Source organism: Aquihabitans sp. G128 (assembly GCF_019048865.1).
GTDB lineage: Bacteria > Actinomycetota > Acidimicrobiia > Acidimicrobiales > Iamiaceae > Aquihabitans.
On record NZ_CP077604.1, the window covers coordinates 1,747,529 to 1,767,506 of the forward strand.

Below are 19,978 nucleotides of genomic sequence, written 5' to 3' on the forward strand. Positions count from 1 at the left end.
CTGGCCTACCTACTGGTAGGTAGGCTGGCGCCACGGACTCCCCCCACGAGCAGAAGCGAGAGAGGCCCCGTTGACCAACCACGGCATCGAGCGAGCACCGGACGAGAAGGTGAACTGGTGGACCTCGGGCGGCTTCCTGGCCATCCACGCCCTGGTCCTGCTCACCTTCTTCACGGGCATCTCGAAGACCGCACTGGTCCTGTTCGTGGTCCTGTACTGGACGCGGATGTTCTTCATCACCGCCGGCTACCACCGCTACTTCTCGCACCGGTCCTACAAGCTGAACCGCGGCATGCAGCTGGTCATGGCCGTCGGCGGCGGCACCGCCGCCCAGAAGGGCCCGCTCTGGTGGGCCAGCCACCACCGCAACCACCACCGCTACAGCGACACCGAGCGCGACCTCCACTCGCCCCAGAAGGGCTTCTGGTGGAGCCACGTCGGCTGGATCCTGTGCGACAAGAACAACGCGTGGAACCCCGACGACATCCGGGACTTCAACAAGTTCCCGGAGCTCCGCTTCCTCACCAAGCACGACATGCTCGCCCCGTGGGCGCTGGGCATCGCCAGCTTCCTGATCGGCGGCTGGAGCGGCCTGGTCTTCGGCTTCTTCGGCTCCACCGTGCTGCTGTGGCACGGGACGTTCTTCGTGAACTCGCTGGCCCACGTCATGGGTCGCCGCCGCTACGCCACCACCGACACCAGCCGGAACTCCGCCCTCATCGCCTTCATCACCCTCGGCGAGGGCTGGCACAACAACCACCACTACTACCAGGCCTCGGCTCGCCAGGGCTTCTTCTGGTGGGAGTTCGACGTGAGCTACTACGTGCTCCGCGGCCTGAGCTTCGTCGGCCTCGTGAAGGACCTGAAGCAGCCCCCGGCGCGGGTCAAGACCGCCGCCCGGGTGCGCGACGGCTCCTTCGACATGGGCATGTTCAAGTCCCACTGGGGCAAGGCCGGCGCCGCCCTGGCCAACGTCCGCTCGCTGCACCACAAGGCCGACGTCGAGCCCGCCCTGCTGGAGTCCGACCCCGAGCTGGCCACCCGCCGCGAGCAGCTCGAGGAGCTCATCGCCGCCAACCGGGCCGCCCTCCACGAGCACGTCCAGAACGCCCTCGCCCACGCCGAGGAGCTCGGCCGCCTCTCCCGCCGCCAAGAGCGCCAAGCCGGCACCATCGACTGAGGTTCCTCGTCACTCGTTCGCAAAGCACAGCGCCCCGGACCATGGTCCGGGGCGCTCGTCGTTCATCCCTTGACCTTCGAGCGAAGCGAGCCCGGGGGGTGTGGGGGGGCAGAGCCTGCGGAGCCCCCCCACGACCTGCGACCAGCGGCGAAGCCGGTGGTCGCAGCGAAGGCGTCGGCGTCAGCCGGTCGACCAGGAACCTCGGGGAACGGAGCGAGGCGCAGCCGAGCGAGTGACGAGAGCGCCCTAGTCCAGCCCCTTCTCGAGCTTGAGGAGGGCGTCGTCCTCGGTGACGTTGAGGGCGAAGCTGAGCTCGCTGACGAGGATGCCGCGGGCCCGCTCGAGCATGGACTTCTCGGCGGTGGAGAGGCCCTTGCCCTTCTCGCGCAGGGCCAGGTTCCGGACGACCTCGGCCACCTGGTAGACGTCGCCGGACTTCATCTTCTCCTGGTGGTTCTTGAACCGCCGGGACCAGTTGGCCGGCTCACGCACGTCGCGCTTGGCGATGAGGCGGAAGAGGTCGTCGACGTCGGACTTCGAGATGGGCGGGCGCATGCCCACCTCCTCGGCCATGTCGACGGGCACGGAGAGCATGAGGTCGCCGTGGACCATCTCCAGCACGAAGTACTCCCGGGTCTCGCCCTGGAGCTCGCGCTTCTCCTTCTTCTTGATCACTGCCGCGCCATGGTGCGGGTAGACGACGCGATCGTTGACCTTGAACGACATCAGACTCCACTTCGTACGGTCTCGGTCGACCGCAGGGACGAACCATTGTGCCAGAAGGAGCCCGGGACCGGGCAACCGGCGGCCGGCATCACGGAGCGGGCACGAACACCACGAGGTGGCGGCCGTCGAGCAGCGGCTCCCAGGCGGCGACCACGGGGTCGCCCACCCGGACGGTGGACGGGTCATCGGCGAGCACGTTGGTGAGCAGCCGCACGCCCTCGGGCAGGTCGACCAGGGCCACCAGGTAGGGCTCGCGCCCCCCGCATGCCGGCGTTGCCCGCCTTGGGGATGGTGGTGACGGCGTAGACGGTCCCGGTGCCGGCGGCCGGGCGGAGCTCGAGGTCGGCACCGAGGCAGGTCGGGCAGGCCTCGCGGGGGAAGTGGATGGCCCGCTCGCAGGCCGGGCACCACTGCAGGACCAGCCGGCGTTCCCGGGTGGCCTCCCAGAAGGGCTCCGCCGCCGGCGACACCGGTGGCTGGAACCGGTCGGGGGTGCCCTCGGGCAGCTCGATGAGCGTCATGCGGTGGCCTCCGTGCCGAGGATGGTGGTGGACATGGCCGACAGGACGCCGCCGGACCCGTGGGCGAGGGCGACCTCGGCGCCCTGCACCTGGCGGTCGCCGCACTCCCCTCGCAGCTGCCGGACCGCCTCCACCAGCAGGAACATGCCGAACATGCCGGGGTGGGTGTAGGCGAGGCCGCCGCCCGTGGTGTTGGTGGGGAGCGCCCCGCCGGGGGCGAGCACGCCGTCGGCGACGAACGCCCCGCCCTCGCCCTTGGGGCAGAAGCCGAGGTCCTCCAAGAGGAGCAGGACGGTGATGGTGAAGGAGTCGTAGAGCTGGGCGACGTCGACGTCGGCCGGGCTGAGCCCGGCGGCCCGGAAGGCCAGCGGGCCCGACATCGCGGCGCCGGTCGTGGTGAGGTCGGGCATCTCGCTGATCATCGAGTGGGTGTGGCAGGTGCCGGTGCCGAGCACCAGGGCCGGCGGCTTGCGCAGGTCCTTGGCCCGCTCGGCGCTGGTGAGCACGAGGGCGCCGGCGCCGTCGGTGACGAGGCAGCAGTCGAGCTTGTGGAGCGGCGCCGCCTGGATCGGCGAGGCCAGCACGTCCTCGACGGTGATGGGGTCCTGCAGCCGGGCCCGGGGGTTCATCGAGGCCCAGCGCCGGGTGTCGACGGCGATCTGCGCCAGCTGCTCGCTGGTGGTGCCGAACTGGTGCATGTGGCGGCTCGCGGCCAGCGCGTAGGCGCCCATGGGCATGCGGTTGGCGTACGGGAGCTCCCACTCGGCGGTGGGGGTGACCGCCGGGGTGGCCTGGCGGCTGCCGAAGCCGGGGCCGCCGTTCTTGAACGAGGAGTACGGGGTGGCGGCGTAGACGACCACGGCGACGTCGCACAGCCCGAGGGCGATGGCGGCGGCGGCGTGCTCGACGTGGACCTCGAAGCTCGAACCGCCCGTCTGGGTCGAGTCGGTCCAGCGCGGCGCGATGCCGAGGTACTCGGCCAGCTCGAGCGATGGCGCCCACCCGTTCGACAGGTTGGAGAAGAGCCCGTCGACGTCGGCGATCATGAGGCCGGCGTCGTCGAGCGCTTCGCGGATCATCCGCACCTCGAGGGCCCGCACCGAGCCGTCGAGCATGCCGGTGGGCGACACGGCATCGGCCACGCCGACGATGGCGGCCTTGCCGCGGAGGCTCACCGTGCCACCGCCACGACCTCGCGGGCGAGCTGGTCGATCACCTCGAGCACCTCGGACTGGCCGGAGCCGAAGGTGAAGTCCGGGAAGATCAGCTCGTCGACCCCGGCGGCCCGGTACTGCTCGACCACCTCGAGGAGCTGCTCGGCGGTGCCGCCGATGGCGGGCCGGATGGCCTGGAGCTCGGCCGCCTTGGCCGCACCGTCCGGGCCGAGGAACACCAGCGCCTGGGTGGAGCGCTGGAGGCTGGCCGGGTCGCGGCCCGCCTCGTCGCAGGCACGATCGATGTGGGCGACCTTGTCGGCGAAGACCTCCGGGGTGCCCCAGCTGTTCCACTCGTCGGCCCACCGGGCCACGATCGGCGGCATGCGCTTCGGCCCGCTGGAGCCGATCAGCAGCGGCATGGGCCCGAGGGGCTTGGGCTCCATGGGGGCATCGGTGAGCTGGTAGCGGGTGCCGGCGAAGTCGGTGCGGGGCCGGTCGCGCAGGGAGGCGATCACCTCGCACGCCTCCTCGAAGCGGTCGATGCGCTCGCGCCGCGAGGGCAGCTCGATGCCGTAGGCGGCGTGCTCGTTCTCCTGCCACCCGGCGCCGACGCCGAGCACGAAGCGGCCGCCGCTGACGTGGTCGATCGTGGCGCCGATGTTCGCCAGCACCGCAGGGTGCCGGTACGTGTTGCCGGCCACGAGCGAGCCCAGCCGCACGCGGGGCACGGCGGCAGCGAGGCCGGCGAGGGTGGTGAAGCACTCGAGCATCGGGCTGCTGACGTCGGTGCCGTTGGGCATGAAGTGGTCGGCGACCCACACGCCGTCGAAGCCGGCCGCCTCGGCGGCCGAGGCTCGTTCGAGCAGGTCGGGCCAGGCCGGTTCGGTGGAGGTCCAGAGGCTGAAGCGCACGACCGGCACCCTAGGGCGGGGCCACCGCCGTGCGGGATCTTGCAGCACCACTGCAAGTAGTTGGCCGCAGCGGTAGCGTCGGCCCATGGCCGACCAGGACATCGCTGCGCCCGAGACCGCCGTCGGAGGGCTCGATCCCTTCGCCCCCGGCTTCTACGAGAACCCCTACGCGCAGTACGAGGCCCTCCGCGACCACGACCCCGTGCACCACAGCGTGTTCGGCAGCTGGATGGTCACCCGCTGGGACGACGTGCACGCCCTCCTGCGCAAGCCGGGGACGAGCGTCGAGGACCGCAACGTCACCAGCATCGACGAGACGCGCCGCGAGCAGATGGCCAAGCTGGTCGAGGGCCGAGAGGTCCGGCGCAGCCGGGCCATCCTCAACATCGACCCGCCCGACCACACCCGCCTGCGCAAGCTCGTCTCGAAGGCGTTCACCCCCCGAGCCGTCGAGCGGATCCGCACCCAGGCCGGCGAGCTGGTCGACGAGATCCTGGAGGACCTCGCCACCCGAGAGGGACCGGTCGACCTGGTGAGCGAGCTGGCCTTCCCCCTCCCCTTCACCGTGATCTCCGAGATGCTGGGCATGCCCGAGGGCGACCGGGACCAGCTGCGAGCGTGGTCGCACACCATCACCCAGGTGCTCGACCCGATCCTGGCGATGCAGCACGCCGAGGCCATCTTCGACGCCTCGGACCGCATGCGCGAGGTGGTGGCCGAGGCCATCGCCTGGAAGCGCACTCGGGACGACGACGACCTGCTCGCCGCCATGATCGCCGCCGAGGAGCACGGCGACGTCCTCTCCGACATCGAGCTGGTCGACAACGTGGTGCTGCTCTACCTCGCCGGCCACGAGACCACCGTCAACCTGATCGGCAACGGCACCGCCGCCCTGCTCCGCCACCGCGACCAGCTCGATCGCCTGGTGGCCGACCCGTCGCTCGACGCCAACGCCATCGAGGAGCTGCTGCGCTGGGACAGCCCGGTGCAGTTCTCGCGGCGCATCGCCATGGAGCCCATCGAGGTGGCCGGCCACGCCATCGGCCCCGGCGAGTTCGTCACCACCGTGCTGGGCTCGGCCAACCGGGACCCGCGGAAGTTCGGCCCGACCGCCGGCGAGCTCGACCTCGCCCGCCCCGACGCCCGCGAGCACGTCTCCTTCGGCAGCGGCGTCCACCACTGCCTGGGCGCCGCCCTGGCCCGCCTGGAGGGCCAGGAGGCCATCGGCCGCCTCGTGCGGCGCTTCCCCGCCATGGAGCTGGCCGGCGACCCGGTGCAGAACGGCCGCATCGTGCTCCGCGGCCTCGACGAGCTCCCCGTCTCCCTCGCCGGCTGACCCCGGCCTCGCCCCGGGCTCGACCGGGCACCGACCGAAGCGGGTTGGGATCTGGCCGTCCCCGCGGCCAGGTTCCCGCCCAGTTCGCCCGAAGCGGGCGCGCCCCGCCGCCGGTCGCCGGCGTGGCGGGCCGCTAGACGTCGAGGAAGCGGCGGGTGGCGAGCGCCGAGCTGATGACGCTCAACAGCACGGCCACGCCCACCACGATGGTGCACGCCCAGGCGACGTCGCCCGACGCGATCGAGAAGTTCTGCAGCAGCTTGAGGTTCGACGACTTGCCGAGCAGGTCGTCGATGAGGTGGCGGGCGATGAAGACCCACCCCACCGCCAGGCCGCCGCCCACCAGGCCCTGCACCAGCCCCTCCAACATGAAGGGGATGCGGATGAACCAGTTGGTGGCGCCGACCAGCTTCATCACCTCGATCTCGCGCCGCCGGGCGAACATGGCGGTGCGGATGGTGTTGAGGATCAGCAGGCCCGACGCGAGCAGCAGGAACACGGCGAAGAAGGTGAGGCCGTTGTTCACGAAGTTGGTGATGCCCTTCATCTCCCGCACCACCTCCACGGCGGCCACGACGTCGTAGACGTTGGGCTCCTTGCGGTAGGTGCGCACCAGGTCCGAGATGGTGGCGGCGTCCTTGTTGACCGGCTCGACCTTGAAGCTGGTGGGCAGGTCGGCCTTGCGCACGTTGCGCAGCATGGCGTCCTGGCCGGCGAACAGGCGCTTGAAGTCGGCGTAGGTCTCATCGGCGTCGACGTAGGTGGTCTTCTTGATGCCCGGGTTCTTGTCGAGCGACGTCTCGACGGCCTTGATCTGCTCCGCGGAGCTGTCGGCGTTGACGTAGACGATGAACTCCACGCCGCCCTCGAAGCGGCTGGTGGCGTTCTGCGCACCCTGGCGCATGAGCACCGTGGTGCCCACGATGGCCAGCGACACGAAGACGGTCAGGATCGACGCCACCGTGAGGGTGATGTTGCGGGTGAGGTTCGCGGTGGTCTCGCGGACCACGTAGTTGCCGTTGAGGGCCATGGGGTTCCTGCGCTACTCGTAGACGCCGCGGGCCTGGTCGCGGATGATGGACCCGCGATCGAGCTCGATGACGCGTCGACGCATGGTGTCGACGATGCTGCGGTCGTGGGTGGCCATCACCACGGTGGTGCCGGTGCGGTTGATGCGGTCCAGCAGGCGCATGATGCCGACCGAGGTGGCCGGGTCGAGGTTGCCGGTGGGCTCGTCGGCCAGGAGGATCAGCGGCCGGTTGACGAACGCCCGGGCGATGGACACGCGCTGCTGCTCGCCGCCGGAGAGCTCGTCGGGGTAGTTCTTGTGCTTCTTCGACAGGCCCACCAGCTCGAGGATGGCCGGGACCTGGGTCTTGACCACGTGCCGGGGGCGGCCGATGACCTCGAGGGCGAAGGCGACGTTCTCGTAGACCGTCTTGTTCGACAGGAGCTTGTAGTCCTGGAAGACGCACCCGATGTTGCGGCGCAGGTACGGGACCTTCCAGCTGTTGAGCTCGCCGATGTGCTTCCCGGCGACGTAGATGGCGCCCGTGCTCGGCTCCTCCTGCTTGTTCAGCAGGCGGATCATGGTCGACTTGCCCGAGCCGGACGGGCCGACCAGGAACACGAACTCGCCCTTGTTGATGTCGCAGTTGGCCTCACGCAGGGCGACGACGTCGCCCTTGAAGACCTTCGACACGTTCTCGAGCTTGATCATGCAGGTGGGACCCCAGGCGGCGATGGAGAGACGAGGCGGGCGCACGGCCCGGTGCCAGGCGGCAACGTTACCAAGGTGTTACGGCCGATCCGTGGCATCCCCCGGCGCGGCGGCCGCTCAGTCGACCGCGAGGGACTCGGATCGCTGCCAGCGGAGGAACGCCTCCATGAAGTCGTCGAGGGCCCCGTCGAACACGCCGTCGACGTTGCCGGTCTCGTGCTCGGAGCGCAGGTCCTTGACCATCTGGTACGGCTGCATGACGTAGGAGCGGATCTGCGAGCCGAAGCCCACCGAGTGCTGGGTGCCGCGGATGGCGTTGAGCTCGTCCTCGCGCTTCTGGCGCTCGAGCTCGGCCAGCTTGGCCTTGAGCACCTGCATGGCCCGGTCCTTGTTCTGGTGCTGGGAGCGCTCGTTCTGGCAGGACGACACCGTGCCGGTGGGCAGGTGGGTGATGCGGACCGCCGAGTCGGTGACGTTGACGTGCTGGCCGCCGGCGCCCGACGAGCGGTACGTGTCGATGCGCAGGTCCTTGTCGTCGATGACGATGTCGGGCACGTCCTCGAGGAACGGGGTGACCTTGAGGGCGGCGAAGGCGGTCTGGCGCTTGCCCTGGGCGTTGAAGGGGCTCATCCGCACCAAGCGGTGGACGCCGTGCTCGGAGCGCAGCAGCCCGTAGGCGTGGCGGCCCTTCACCATGAAGGTGGCCGACGAGATGCCGGCCTCGGACCCCTCGGAGACCTCGTCGAGCTCGACGTCGAAGCCGCGGCGCTCGGCCCAGCGCAGGTACATGCGCAGGAGCATGTTGGCGAAGTCCTGGGCGTCGGCGCCGCCCTCGCCGGACTGGACCTCGCAGATCGCGTCGAGCTCGTCGTGCTCGCCGGTGAAGAGGCTGCGCAGCTCGAGCGCCGAGAAGTCCGCGGCCAGGGCCTTCAGCGCGTCCTCGATCTCGGCGGCCACGGAGTCGTCGTGCTCCTCGCGCGCCAGCTCGGCCAGCACCTCGACGTCGTCGATGCGGGCTCCGAGCGCGTCGTAGGCCTCGAGGTCGTCGGTGACCGAGGACAGCTCGCCGGTGACCTGGCGGGCCTTGTCGGCGTCGTCCCACAGGTCGGGCCGCGACGCCTCGGTCTCGAGCTGGGGCCGCCGGGCCCGGAGCTCGTCGATCTTGAGGTAGGTGGCTGCCTCGTGGTGGCGCTTCCGGAGGGCGCTGATCTCGTCGCTGACATCTCGCATGGTGCGCCCAGTCTCCCGCGAACCCGCCCGGATGGGAGAACCGGCTGCTCAGGCCGGGCCTGAGGCCAGGTCGGACAAGGCGTCCCCGTCGACGCGCCAGACGGTCCACTCGTCCTGCGGGACGGCGCCGAGCGACGCGTAGAAGCGGTGCGCCGGCTCGTTCCAGTCGAGCACCCACCACTCGAAGCGGGGCCAGCCGCGGTCGTCGCATACGGCGGCGAGGGTGGCGAGCAGGGCGCGGCCGAGCCCGAGCCGGCGGTGCTCGGGCTCGACGAACAGGTCCTCGAGCCAGAGCCCGTGGCGGCCCTTCCAGGTGGAGAAGGTGACGAACCAGAGCGCCATCCCGACCACCCGCCAGGCCTCGGGATCGTCGGCCGACGCCCCCGCCGGGGCCACCTCGGCCACATGGGCGAAGGCCTTGGGGTCGGGGCCGAAGAGGGCCGAGCGGAAGTCTTCGGGCGTCGCCTCGACCGCATCGGGCTCCCGCTCGTACTCGGCCAGCGCCCGCACGAGGCGGTCGATGGCGTCGACGTCACGCGCCTCGGCCGGCCGGATCCGCCACGACACCTCGTCCACCGCTGCCTGCTCCATGGCGACATCTTGACCAGCGGCACGCCCTGCGGCCCGGCAATTCGCTCGGCACGTGGCCGGACCGGTCCGTAACGTGTCCAGCCCCGGCGCGCCTGCTCCCCCTCGTCGCGCCCGGGCGCTGCCGCCATGTCGAACCCCGAGCCCACCACCGACGCCCGCCTCCTGGCGGCCTACCTGCGCCCCGAGCGGCGCCGGCTGAGCGCGCTCGTGGCCATCCTGGTGGTCGCCATGGTGCTGCCGCTGGCGGGGCCGGTGCTGGTCGGGCGCTTCGTCGACGCCGCCCTCGACGGCGAGGCGTCGCACGTCCTGGTCGGCCTGGCGCTCGCCTTCCTCGCCACCACCCTCACCGGGGACGGCCTCCAGCTCGTGGTCACGTGGCTCTCGGTCCGGCTGGCCTGGCGGGTGGGCAACAACCTGCGCAGCGACCTGTGCCGCCACGCGCTCTCGCTCGACCTCGACTGGCACGGCGACCACTCCCCCGGCCAGCTCATCGAGCGCATCGACGGCGACATCGACGCCGTCACCAAGTTCTCCTCCACCGCCGTGCTCCAGCTGCTGGGCAACGCCATCCTCGTGGTCGGCGTCCTCCTGGTGTCGGCGTTCATCGACTGGCGGGCGAGCGTCCTGATCGGCGCCACCATCGCCGCCGCCCTCGCGGTCATGGTGAAGCTGCGGCGCATCGCCGTGCCCTTCTACGACGACGAGCGCGACGTGCAGGCCAAGCTCTACGGCGACGTCGAGGAGCGCCTCGGCGGGCTCGAGGACCTGCGGGCCAACGGGGCCGGCCGGTGGGCCGAGCACCGGCTCCAGCAGCACTCGGCCGGCTGGTGGCGCACGGCGCGCCGCGCCGCCATCCGGGGCGACGGCTCCATCTCGCTGGCCGGCGCCGTGTTCGCCGCCGGGTCCATCGCCATCCTCGCCCTCGGCGTCTGGCAGTGCCGGCGCGGCGAGCTCTCGGTGGGCGCCGTGCTCACCCTGCTCCGCTTCTCCCAGCTCGTCAGCGACCCGCTGTGGCGGGTGGCCGAGCAGCTCGCCGAGGCCCAGAAGGCCATCGCCGGCACCCGCCGGGCGGCGCGCCTCCTCGCCACCGAGCCCGTGGTGGCCGACGGCCCCGGCCCGGACCTCCCCGCCGGGGCCCTGGCCGTGGAGCTGCGCGACGTCACGTTCGGCTACGGCACCGGCCACCCCGTGCTCGACCGCGTCGACCTGGTGGTCCCCGCCGGCACCTCGGTGGGGATCGTCGGCCGCACGGGCTCGGGCAAGACCACCGTCGGCCGCCTCGTGGCGCGGTTGTGGGACACCGAGCGGGGTGCGGTGCTCGTGGGCGGCGTCGACGTGCGCACGCTGCGCCTGGCCGACCTGCGCAGCCGCATCGGCATCGTCACCCAGGAGGTCGAGCTGTTCCGCGCCTCGCTGCGCGACAACCTCACCGTGTTCGGCACCCTCGAGGCCGACGACGAGCTCCTGGCGCGGTCGCTCGTCGACGTCGGGCTCGGCACCTGGCTGGCCTCGCTGCCCGACGGCCTCGACCAGCACCTCGACGGCGACGCCGAGCTGTCCGCCGGCGAGGGCCAGCTCCTGGCCTTCGCCCGGGTCCTGCTCGCCGATCCGGCGGTGGTCATCCTCGACGAGGCCTCGAGCCGGCTCGACCCCGCCACCGAGGAACGGCTCACCGCCGCCACCGACCGCCTGCTCGCCGGGCGCACCTCGATCACCATCGCCCACCGGCTGGCCACCCTCGATCGGGTCGACCGCATCTGCGTGCTCGACCACGGCCGCGTGGTGGAGCACGACGAGCGCGAGGTGCTCGCCGCCGACGTGAGCTCGCGCTACCACGGCCTCCTGGCCGCCGGCCGCTCGCCAGAGGAGGTGGCACCGTGACCGCGGTCGATCCCACCGCCCCGGAAGCTGCAGCGGCCGCTGGCCGTCCACGCACCGAGGCCGACACCGAGACCGCCAGCAGCTTCCGCTTCGCCTGGCGCATCCTGCGCGCCGATCCCACCGCGTGGCTGATCTCGGTGTCGATGTGGGTGCTGTTCTTCTGCCTGCCGCTCGTGGCGGGCCTGCTCCTGCGCGCCGTGCTCGACCACCTCCCGCCCGGCGACGGCTCCGGCATCTGGGCCCTGGTGGCCGTGCTGGCGGGCTTCGAGATCGGTCGCTGGCTCGTCCTGCTCCCGGCCATCGTGCAGTGGCACGGCGCCTTCGTCTTCTGGCACACCGTCCCCCGCATCAACGTCATGCGCTCGCTCGGCCAGGACCCCGGCCCGGTCACCGGCCGCCTGCCCGGCTCCCCCGGCGAGGCCGTCAGCCGCTTCCGCGACGACGCGCGGGACCTCGCCCTCGTGCTCGACGTGTGGCTCGACCTGGTCGCCGCCACCCTCGGGTCGGTGGGCGGGCTCGTGGTGCTGCTGCTGATCTCCCCGCCGGCCGCCGCCGCCATGGCGGTCCCGATCGTGGTCGTGCTGTGGATCGGCCAGCTGCTCGCCTCGCGCCTGCGGCACTGGCGCCTCGACGAGCGCCGCGCCACCGCCGGGGTCACCGGCTTCATCGGCGACGCCTTCGGCGCCATCGGCGCGGTGAAGGTCGCTGCCGCCGAGCCGGCCGTCCTGCGCCGGTTCGAGGCCCTCGGCCACGCCCGCGCCGCTGCGGCCCGCCGGGACCAGGTGGGCACCCAGGTCAGCCAGGTGCTGGGCGGCATCACGGCCAACGCCGGGCTTGGCCTCGCCCTCCTCCTGGCCGCCCCCGCCATGCGCCGCGGCGACCTGACCGTCGGCGACATCGGGCTGTTCACCACCTACGCCACGGTGGTGGCCGGGCTTCCGCGCATCACCGCCCGGTGGTCGGCCTGGCAGCGCCAGGCCGAGGTGTCGGCGGCCCGGCTCGGCCGGCTGACCGTGGATCGCGACCCCGACGCCGCGTCGGCCAAGGTCGAGACCCACCTGCGCCACGGGCCGCCACCGTACGCGGTCGACCCCGTGGTGCCCCGCGCCCAGCGGCCGGCCGCCGTGCGCCTGGACCGGCTCCAGGTGCGCGGGCTCCGGGTCCACCTCGACGACACCGACCAGGTCGACGGCGTCGACCTCGAGGTCGAGCGGGGCCAGCTCGTGGTGGTCACCGGGCCGGTGGGCTCCGGGAAGTCGGTCCTGCTCCGCGCCCTGCTCGGCCTCGTGCGCGCGCCGAGGGGACCATCGCCTGGAACGGCGTCCGGCTCGACGAGCCTTCGACCGTGCTCGTCCCGCCGCGGGTGGCCTACGTGCCCCAGGTGCCCCGGCTGTTCTCCGAGACCCTCGCCGACACCGTCCTGCTCGGCGTCGACGGCGCCGGGCTCGCCCGGTCGCTCGCCCTGGCCTGCCTCGACGACGACCTCGACGACCTGCCCGACGGGCTCGAGACCATGGTCGGCCCCAAGGGCGTCCGCCTCTCGGGCGGCCAGGTGCAGCGCGCCGCCGCCGCTCGGGCCTTCGTCCGCCAGCCGGAGCTGCTCGTCATCGACGACCTCTCCAGCGCCCTCGACGTGACCACCGAGGCCCGGCTCTGGGACGGGCTCCTCGATTCCGCCGATGGCGGGCTCACCGTCCTGGCCGTCAGCCACCGGCCGCGGGTGCTCGACCGCGCCGACCAGGTCATCCGCCTCGACGCCGGCCACCGGCTGCGCTGACCCCCTACTGGTCGTCGCGGCCGGAGGCCGGTGTCGATGGACCCGCCGTGGTGCCCGCCCGCCACCACCACGGCACGCCTGGTCCGGGCCCCGGGGGGCCCGGCCCGTCCTCGCCGTCCGGGCGCCCAGCCCCCGGACGGACGCCTTCGCTAGGCCTTGATCCCCCGCCAGTCGTTGCCCAGCCGGTCTTCCCACGGCAGCAGCGGGCGCGGCGCACCCATCTCGGCCCGGGCCCAGGGGAGCATCTTGGTCACGGAGGTGCCGTTGGCCCGCTTCTCCGAGGGGAGCTGCGGACGACGGGCGCCGAAGCCGTCGATCCACTTCCAGGCATAGAGCGTGCTGGTGGTGTCGGTCATGGCGGTGACCGTACGGAGCCGGGTGGTCGCGGCGGTTTCGCGTCCGTTGGCGCCGGGTTCCAGCTTGCTGTCCTGCGCCTGACGGCGATCTCCGGCCCCGGAGCGGGGCGACTCAGGGCTCGGCGTGGTCGCCGATCGACAGCAGCGCGGTCCGCAGGAGGCGGGCCAGGTCGTCCCGCTGGCGAGCCGAGAGCGCGCCCAGCAGCTCGGCCTCGGTGGCCATGTGGGCCACCACCACCTCGTCGACCAGGCGCAGGCCCGCAGGGGTGAGCCGTACCACGACCTTGCGGCGATCCGCAGCCCCCGTGCGCTCCACCAGGCCACGGGCCGCCAGCCGGTCCACCCGGTTGGTGATGGCACCGGTGGTCACCATGCTCTGGCGCACCAGCTCCCCCGCGGTGAGCTCGTAGGGCTCACCGCCCCGCCGCAGGGTGGCGAGCACGTCGTACATCCACGCCTCCAGGTCGAAGCGGGCGAAGTTCTCGGCCAGTCGCCGATCGACCAGCCGCGACAGGCGCGAGACCCGACCGATCACCTCCATCGGCGAGGAGTCGACGTCCGGGCGGCTCTGCGCCCACTCCCCGGCGATGCGGTCGACGGCATCTCGATCACGGGCCACGCCAGGGACCCTAGGTCGACCGTCGGTTGACGCTCATCATCTCAACATTAAGATGTTCAACATGAAGATACTGAAGTCGCCCGCACCGTCGTGGTGGGCCGCCGGATCCACCGTGCTCGCCCCCATCTCCTGGGGCACCACCTACGCCGTCACCACCGAGCTGCTCCCCGCCGGACGGCCGCTGTTCGTGGCGCTGGTGCGGGTGGTCCCCGCCGGGCTGCTGCTGGTGGCGCTGGGCACGCTCCGCAGCCGCACCCGCCCGCACGGCCGGGACTGGGCCCGCATCGTCGCGCTGGGCACGTGCAACTTCGGCCTGTTCTTCCCCCTGCTCTTCGTGGCGGTGTACCGCCTCCCCGGCGGCGTGGCGGCCGCCGCCGGCGGGCTGCAGCCGCTGCTCGTGGCCCTCCTCACCGCGGCGTCGACCGGCCGGGCGCCGCGTGGCCGCGACCTCGCCATCGGGATCGTCGCCGCGACGGGCGTGGCCCTCGTGGTGGTTCGTCCCGGCGCCCACCTCGACCCGGTCGGCATCCTGGCTGCGCTGGCCGCCAACGCGTCCTTCGCCGTCGGCGTCGTGCTCACCAAGCGCTTCCCCACCCCGGCGGACCGGCTGGGGACCACCGGGTGGCAGCTGCTCGTGGGGGGGCGCCGTGCTGCTCGGCCCGGCGCTCCTCGTCGAGGGCGCACCCCCGGCGCTCACCGGCACCAGCGTGGCGGGCTTCGCCTACCTCAGCCTGGCGGCCACCGCCCTGGCCTACGTGCTCTGGTTCCAGGGCATCCGGCGCCTGCCCGCGGCCGCACCACCGCTACTCGGCCTCGCCGCCCCGGTCACCGGCGCGGCGATCGGCTGGGCCGTGCTCGGCCAGGACCTGTCGCCGCTGCAGCTCCTGGGCTTCGCCCTGGCCCTCGGCTCCATCGCCTACGGCGCCACCCTCGGCACCCCACCCGACGCCGGGCGGACCGCCGATCGCGGCGCGGTGCCCGTCCGGGCACCCGAGGCCGTCGGCGCCCCCTGATCCGGAGGCGCCGACGGCAGCGGCGCTAGGCGCCGTGGCAGTTCTTGAACTTCTTGCCCGAGCCGCAGGGGCACGGGGCGTTGCGGGGGGTCTTGTCCCACTCGGACTTGACCACCGGGGCCTGCACGACCTCTTCCGCGGCCACGGCCGGCGCCTCGGCGCCCTCGGCGGCGGCCTGGGCCCGAGCGGCGGCGACGAGGTTGCCGTTCGACTCGGACGGGTCGGCCGGGCCGGAGAGGGCCAGGTCGACGACGTCGTTGCTGGAGGCGTCGTCCTCGACCACGACCTGCACGTGCATGACGTACTTGACGAAGTCCTGGGCGATCGACTGCATCATCGTCCCGAACATCTCGTAGCCCTCGCGCTGCCACTCGACGAGCGGATCCCGCTGGCCCATGGCCCGGAGGCCGATGCCCTCCTCCAGGTAGTCCATCTCCTGGAGGTGCTCGCGCCAGTGCTGGTCGATGATGTTGAGCATCACCTGGCGCTCGATCTGGCGCATGGTCTCCTCGCCGAGCTCCTGCTCGCGCTGCTCGTAGTAGGCCGTGGCCTCGTCGAGCAGCGTGACCTGGAGGTCGACGGTGTTGTCGGCCTTGCCCATGTCCTCGGTGGTGAGCTCGGTGGGCCAGAACGAGGAGATCTCGGCGTGCAGGCCGTCGAGGTCCCACTCGTCGTCGGCCTCGGCCACGCAGTAGGTGGCCACCGACGCGGTGACGGCCTCGGACAGGTAGTCGAGCGTCTCCTCGCGCAGGTCGGCGTCCTCGAGGATCTGGTCGCGGCGCTTGTAGATGACCTTGCGCTGCTCGTTCATCACCTCGTCGTACTTGAGCACGTTCTTGCGGATCTCGGCGTTGCGCTGCTCGACGGTGTTCTGGGCCCGCTCGATGGCCTTGGTGACCATCTTCGCCTCGATCGGCACGTCGTCGGGCAGGGCCCGGCCCATGACCCAGTTCATGGCGCCGGTGGCGAACAGGCGCATGAGCTCGTCCTCCAGCGACAGGTAGAACCGGCTCTCGCCCGGGTCGCCCTGGCGGCCCGAGCGGCCGCGGAGCTGGTTGTCGATCCGGCGGGAGTCGTGGCGCTCGGTGCCGAGCACGTACAGGCCGCCGGCCTCGCGGACGAGGTCGCCCTCGGCCTCGGTCTGGGCCTTGTAGTCGGCGAGGAGCTTCTCGAAGCGGGCCTTGCCGTCCTCGGCCTCGGGGTCGAGGCCCTCGGCGCGCAGGTCCTTCAGGGCCAGGCCCTCCGGGTTCCCGCCGAGGAGGATGTCGACGCCACGACCGGCCATGTTGGTGGCGACGGTGACGGAGTGCAGGCGACCGGCCTGGGTGACGATCTCCGCCTCCCGCGTGTGCTGCTTGGCGTTGAGCACCTCGTGGGGGATGCCCCGCTTCTCGAGCATCCGGCCCAGCTTCTCGGACTTCTCGACCGAGATGGTGCCGACGAGGACCGGCTGACCGGTCTCGTAGCGCTCGGCGATGTCCTCGACGACCGCCTCGTACTTGAACTCCTCGGACTTGTAGATCAGGTCCGGCTGGTCCTTGCGGAGCAGGTCCCGGTGGGTGGGGATCGGCACCACCTGGAGGTCGTAGGTGCTGGCGAACTCGGCGGCCTCGGTGACCGCCGTGCCCGTCATGCCGGCGAGCTTGTCGTACATCCGGAAGTAGTTCTGGAGGGTGATCGTGGCGAGGGTCTGGTTCTCCTCCTTGATCTTCACCCCCTCCTTGGCCTCGACGGCCTGGTGCAGGCCCTCGGACCAGCGCCGGCCCTCGAGGATGCGACCGGTGAACTCGTCGACGATCTTCACCTCGCCGTGCTGGAGGATGTAGTCCTTGTCCCGCTTGTAGAGCTCCTTGGCCCGCAGGGCGGCCTGGAACTGGTGGACGAGGTTCTGCTGGACGGCGTCGTAGAGGTTCTCGAGGCCCAGGGCCTTCTCGACCTTGTTCACGCCCTCCTCGAGCGGCGAGACGATCCGCTTCTCCTCGTCGACGTCGTAGTCGACGTCGCGCGTGAGGCCCCGGACGATGCTGGCGAACTTGTAGTACAGCTTCGCGGCGTCGGCCACGCGACCGGAGATGATGAGCGGCGTCCGGGCCTCGTCCACCAGGATCGAGTCGACCTCGTCGACGATGGCGTAGTGGTGGCCCCGCTGGGTCTTGTCCGACTGGCGGGTGGCCATGTTGTCGCGCAGGTAGTCGAAGCCGAACTCGTTGTTCGTGCCGTAGGTGATGTCGCAGGCGTACTGGCTGCGCTTGTGCTCGCTGTCGTAGTCGCCCGGCAGGATCAGGCCGATCGACAGGCCCATCCACCCGTGCACCTGGCCCATCCACTCGGCGTCACGGGTGGCGAGGTAGTCGTTCACCGTGATGACGTGGACGCCCTTGCCGGTGAGCCCGTTCAGGTACACCGGCAGCGTGGAGACCAGCGTCTTGCCCTCACCGGTCTTCATCTCGCCCACCCACCCGAAGTGCAGGGCGGCGCCGCCCATCATCTGCACGTCGTAGTGGCGCTGGCCGATGGTGCGGCTGGCCGCCTCGCGGACCACCGCGAAGGCGTCGACGAGCAGGTCGTCGATGTCGGCGCCGTTGTCGAGCATCGTGCGGAACTCGCCGGTCTTGGCACGGAGCGCGTCGTCGGAGAGCTTCTTCAGCTCGTCTTCGCGCGTTGATGTCGGGGACGAGGCCCTGCAAGGCCTTGACCTTGCGCCCTTCGCCGACCCTGAGGAGCTTGTCGAGTACACCCATGAGGTTCGCCAGTGTAGATCGCCGGCCCGTGAACTCCCGTCGCCCGGTCGGGGTGCGCCGGATCGGGCCTCAGGCCTCGGTGAGCCCCTGTCGCACGGCGTACAGGGCGGCCTCGGTGCGGCTCGAGACGTGGAGCTTCTCGAGCACCCCGCGCACGTGGTTCTTGACGGTGTTCTCGGCGATGCCGAGCTCTGCGGCGATGGCCCGGTTCGACAAGCCGCGGGCGATGCCGCGGAGCGCCTCGAGCTCGCGATCGGTGAGGTCGCCGATGGGCCCGGCGTGGGGCAGGCCCGAGGCCTGGTTCGCCAGGTCGGCGTAGCTGCCGAGCAGCTTGGCGGTCATGGCGGGCGACAGGAGGCTGTGGCCGGCGGCGACGGTGCGGACGGCGTCACCCACCTCCTCGATGGACACCTCCTTCAAGAGGTACCCGACCGCGCCGGCCTTCACGGCCTCGAACAGGTCGTCGTCGTCGTCGCTGACGGTGAGCACGACCACCTTGACCTCGGGGTGGGCGGCGCGGATGGCCCGGGTGGCTTCGAGGCCGCCGCCACCCGGCATGCGCAGGTCCATCAGCACCACGTGGGGCGCCAGCTCGGCGACGGCGGCCACCGCGGCGGCGGTGTCCGCGGCCTCCCCCACCACCTCGAGGTCGCCCTCGGGCTCGAGCACGAGGGCCAGGCCGCGCCGGAAGACGACGTGGTCGTCGCAGACGAGGACCCGGACGGGGGTGGTGGTGGTGGGGGAGGTGGCGGTCATGGCGGTGGCGGGGAGCGGCGACGGTGGGGCGCCGGGCGGGGCCCGGCGGCGCGGACCAGGCTCAGTCGGCCTCGTCGATGAGGCCGACCTGGCCGTCGTCGCGGCGGTAGACGACCGCGGCGCGCGACGTCTCGGCGTTGGTGAAGAAGAAGAAGCCGTGCCCGATGAGGTCCATGCGCTGGGCGGCCTCCTCGGCGCTCATGGGGAACATCGCGAAGCGCTTCGACTTCACGATCTTCGGGCCCTCGACCTCGACGTCGTCGTCGGTGAGGTCGACGTCGACCGGGGCCTCCTCGAGGGTGACCACCGCACCGAGGCTGTCGGCGCCCTTCTTGGCCTTGGGGGCGCCCTGGTAGCGCTGGCGGAGCTTGGTCTTGAGCTTGTGGAGCTGGTGCTCCAGCTTGTCGTACGCCTTGTCGACGGCGGCGAAGCCGTCGGGGGCCTGCACCTTGCACCGGACGTGGTGGCCGTGGCCCTCGATCGTGACCTCGCACACCTCCTTGTCGGCGATGCGGGGGTTCTTGTGCTCGGAGAAGTGCACCTCGGCGTGGTCCAGGCCATCGACGAAGCGGGCGAGGCGCCCGATCTTCTCCTCCGTCATGACCCGCAAGCTGTCCGAGACCTCCGTGTGGCGACGACTGACCGTGACCTGCACCGGGTGGGACCTCCTGATCGGGGATGGTGCCCGGAGCGTAGACGGGAGGGAGACCGCCTGCGTCCCGACCGGTGCGACGCCGCCGTGACCGCTTCGTCCGATCGGCCCCGCGAGCCCGCTGCGCCCTTCCCCTACCCCACGTAGCGCTCGCGGCACGGTGCGTGCCGGCGTCAGCGGGGGTGGGCGGCGGCCAGGCCCAGGAGGTGCACCGCACCGGCCGCCCGCAGCGCCCGGCCCGCGGCATCGAGCGTGGCGCCGGTGGTGACGACGTCGTCGACCACCGCGATCCGCAGGCCGTCCAGCCGGCGGGTGGGGACGAACGACGGCCCGTCGTGGCGCTCCGCCGAGGAGCGCCCGGTCTGCGCCGGCCCCGGCCGCCGGGCCAGCAGCGAGCGGCAGGGGACGCCGAGGTGGCGCCCGACCCGCCGGGCCAGGAGCTCGGCCTGGTCGAAGCCCCGACGGCGGCGCCGGACCTCGGTGGTGGGGGCCCAGGTGACCACCTCCACCTCGTGCGGGCGGACCAGGCCGGCCACCCCCTCGGCCAACCAGCCCACCGGCGACCGGGCGTTGCGGTACTTCAGCTGGGCGACCACCTCACGGGCGGCGCCGTCGTAGTCGAGCAGCGCACGGCAACGGTCGAGCGACGGCGGGACCGGCACCGGCCAGGACCGGGCCATGGTGGCCACGCACGACGGGCAGGGCGCCGCCCCGCTCCGCCCGCACCCCGGGCAGGTGGTGGCCAGCAGCATCTCCCCATGGTGGCGAGGGGGTCTGACAGTTCGGCTCCGGCGCGCCGGGAACACCGCCG

Annotated in this window: 19 protein-coding genes and 3 pseudogenes; 7 read left to right on the forward strand and 15 right to left on the reverse strand. The window is 72.0% G+C overall.

All coding sequences use genetic code 11. The features are described 5' to 3' along the window. The first annotated feature begins 70 nt into the window (after positions 1 to 70). Positions 71 to 1,180 carry a fatty acid desaturase gene (locus tag KSP35_RS08345; RefSeq protein ID WP_254127044.1) on the forward strand — a complete coding sequence of 370 codons (1,110 nt, stop codon included), beginning with the start codon at positions 71 to 73 and terminating at the stop codon, positions 1,178 to 1,180. Positions 1,181 to 1,426: 246 nt separating this feature from the next. Here the strand turns inward: KSP35_RS08345 and KSP35_RS08350 are convergent, their stop codons facing one another. The 5 genes from KSP35_RS08350 to KSP35_RS08370 all read right to left on the reverse strand — a co-directional run bounded on the left by KSP35_RS08350 (position 1,427) and on the right by KSP35_RS08370 (position 4,495). Next, on the reverse strand, positions 1,427 to 1,906 hold the full coding sequence (locus tag KSP35_RS08350) for a CarD family transcriptional regulator (RefSeq protein ID WP_217000814.1): 480 nt from the start codon (positions 1,904 to 1,906) through the stop codon (positions 1,427 to 1,429). Between the two features lie 88 nt (positions 1,907 to 1,994). After that, the gene (locus KSP35_RS25715) at positions 1,995 to 2,147 is read right to left on the reverse strand and encodes an OB-fold domain-containing protein (RefSeq protein WP_217000816.1); all 153 of its coding nucleotides are present in this window, start codon (positions 2,145 to 2,147) and stop codon (positions 1,995 to 1,997) included. Next, a complete protein-coding gene (locus tag KSP35_RS08360) occupies positions 2,089 to 2,427 on the reverse strand; it encodes a Zn-ribbon domain-containing OB-fold protein (protein WP_217000818.1) in 339 nt (112 codons plus the stop codon). Before KSP35_RS08360 ends, KSP35_RS25715 begins: the two co-directional genes overlap by 59 nt. Beyond that, positions 2,424 to 3,602, reverse strand: a complete 1,179-nt coding sequence (locus tag KSP35_RS08365; RefSeq protein WP_217000820.1) for an acetyl-CoA acetyltransferase — start codon at positions 3,600 to 3,602, stop codon at positions 2,424 to 2,426. Before KSP35_RS08365 ends, KSP35_RS08360 begins: the two co-directional genes overlap by 4 nt. Continuing rightward, positions 3,599 to 4,495, reverse strand: coding sequence for a TIGR03560 family F420-dependent LLM class oxidoreductase (locus KSP35_RS08370; protein WP_217000822.1), 897 nt, complete (start codon positions 4,493 to 4,495; stop codon positions 3,599 to 3,601). The genes KSP35_RS08365 and KSP35_RS08370 overlap by 4 nt, the downstream gene beginning before the upstream one ends. Before the next feature lie 85 nt (positions 4,496 to 4,580). Here KSP35_RS08370 and KSP35_RS08375 point away from each other — a divergent pair, with 85 nt between their 5' ends. Next, positions 4,581 to 5,831: a cytochrome P450 gene (locus tag KSP35_RS08375; RefSeq protein ID WP_217000824.1), complete on the forward strand. Its 1,251-nt coding sequence runs from the start codon at positions 4,581 to 4,583 to the stop codon at positions 5,829 to 5,831. Between the two features lie 133 nt (positions 5,832 to 5,964). On the opposite strand, the gene KSP35_RS08380 is transcribed toward KSP35_RS08375, so the two are convergent. The 4 genes from KSP35_RS08380 to KSP35_RS08395 form a co-directional block, all read right to left on the reverse strand. After that, a complete protein-coding gene (locus tag KSP35_RS08380) occupies positions 5,965 to 6,861 on the reverse strand; it encodes an ABC transporter permease (RefSeq protein WP_217000826.1) in 897 nt (298 codons plus the stop codon). A 12-nt stretch (positions 6,862 to 6,873) separates the two neighbouring features. Then, positions 6,874 to 7,551 carry a cell division ATP-binding protein FtsE gene (gene ftsE / locus KSP35_RS08385; protein WP_217000828.1) on the reverse strand — a complete coding sequence of 226 codons (678 nt, stop codon included), beginning with the start codon at positions 7,549 to 7,551 and terminating at the stop codon, positions 6,874 to 6,876. Between the two features lie 117 nt (positions 7,552 to 7,668). Next, positions 7,669 to 8,781, reverse strand: a complete 1,113-nt coding sequence (prfB, locus tag KSP35_RS08390) for a peptide chain release factor 2 (protein WP_217000830.1) — start codon at positions 8,779 to 8,781, stop codon at positions 7,669 to 7,671. Between the two features lie 48 nt (positions 8,782 to 8,829). Next, complete coding sequence (locus tag KSP35_RS08395) at positions 8,830 to 9,372, reverse strand: GNAT family N-acetyltransferase (RefSeq protein ID WP_217000832.1); 543 nt, start codon at positions 9,370 to 9,372, stop codon at positions 8,830 to 8,832. A gap of 126 nt (positions 9,373 to 9,498) precedes the next feature. Here KSP35_RS08395 and KSP35_RS08400 point away from each other — a divergent pair, with 126 nt between their 5' ends. The 3 genes and pseudogenes from KSP35_RS08400 (at position 9,499) to KSP35_RS08410 (ending at position 13,030) form a co-directional block, all read left to right on the forward strand. Further along, the gene (locus KSP35_RS08400) at positions 9,499 to 11,253 is read left to right on the forward strand and encodes an ABC transporter ATP-binding protein (protein WP_217000834.1); all 1,755 of its coding nucleotides are present in this window, start codon (positions 9,499 to 9,501) and stop codon (positions 11,251 to 11,253) included. Positions 11,254 to 11,609: 356 nt separating this feature from the next. Continuing rightward, a pseudogene (locus tag KSP35_RS08405) lies at positions 11,610 to 12,808 on the forward strand (ATP-binding cassette domain-containing protein); the annotation flags it as partial. Between the two features lie 78 nt (positions 12,809 to 12,886). Then, complete coding sequence (locus KSP35_RS08410) at positions 12,887 to 13,030, forward strand: hypothetical protein (RefSeq protein ID WP_217000838.1); 144 nt, start codon at positions 12,887 to 12,889, stop codon at positions 13,028 to 13,030. A 149-nt stretch (positions 13,031 to 13,179) separates the two neighbouring features. Here KSP35_RS08410 and KSP35_RS08415 read toward each other — a convergent pair whose 3' ends face one another. Both KSP35_RS08415 and KSP35_RS08420 read right to left on the reverse strand, forming a co-directional pair. After that, positions 13,180 to 13,386 carry a hypothetical protein gene (locus KSP35_RS08415; protein ID WP_217000839.1) on the reverse strand — a complete coding sequence of 69 codons (207 nt, stop codon included), beginning with the start codon at positions 13,384 to 13,386 and terminating at the stop codon, positions 13,180 to 13,182. Between the two features lie 112 nt (positions 13,387 to 13,498). After that, positions 13,499 to 14,005 carry a MarR family winged helix-turn-helix transcriptional regulator gene (locus KSP35_RS08420; RefSeq protein WP_217000841.1) on the reverse strand — a complete coding sequence of 169 codons (507 nt, stop codon included), beginning with the start codon at positions 14,003 to 14,005 and terminating at the stop codon, positions 13,499 to 13,501. 61 nt (positions 14,006 to 14,066) lie between these two features. On the opposite strand from KSP35_RS08420, the pseudogene KSP35_RS25720 reads away from it, so the two are divergent. Then, a pseudogene (locus KSP35_RS25720) lies at positions 14,067 to 14,168 on the forward strand (hypothetical protein); the annotation flags it as partial. Positions 14,169 to 14,652: 484 nt separating this feature from the next. Continuing rightward, on the forward strand, positions 14,653 to 15,018 hold the full coding sequence (locus tag KSP35_RS08430; RefSeq protein WP_217000843.1) for an EamA family transporter: 366 nt from the start codon (positions 14,653 to 14,655) through the stop codon (positions 15,016 to 15,018). A 25-nt stretch (positions 15,019 to 15,043) separates the two neighbouring features. On the opposite strand, the pseudogene secA reads toward KSP35_RS08430, so the two are convergent. From secA to KSP35_RS08450, 4 genes and pseudogenes are all read right to left on the reverse strand, one after another. Further along, positions 15,044 to 17,759, reverse strand: a pseudogene (gene secA / locus KSP35_RS08435) (preprotein translocase subunit SecA). A gap of 69 nt (positions 17,760 to 17,828) precedes the next feature. After that, positions 17,829 to 18,515, reverse strand: a complete 687-nt coding sequence (locus KSP35_RS08440) for a response regulator transcription factor (protein WP_217000847.1) — start codon at positions 18,513 to 18,515, stop codon at positions 17,829 to 17,831. Positions 18,516 to 18,576: 61 nt separating this feature from the next. Next, positions 18,577 to 19,116, reverse strand: coding sequence for a ribosome hibernation-promoting factor, HPF/YfiA family (gene hpf / locus KSP35_RS08445; RefSeq protein WP_254127045.1), 540 nt, complete (start codon positions 19,114 to 19,116; stop codon positions 18,577 to 18,579). A gap of 224 nt (positions 19,117 to 19,340) precedes the next feature. Next, positions 19,341 to 19,919 (reverse strand): ComF family protein, encoded by a 579-nt coding sequence (locus tag KSP35_RS08450; protein ID WP_217000851.1) that lies wholly within the window; start codon positions 19,917 to 19,919, stop codon positions 19,341 to 19,343. Positions 19,920 to 19,978 lie beyond the last annotated feature (59 nt).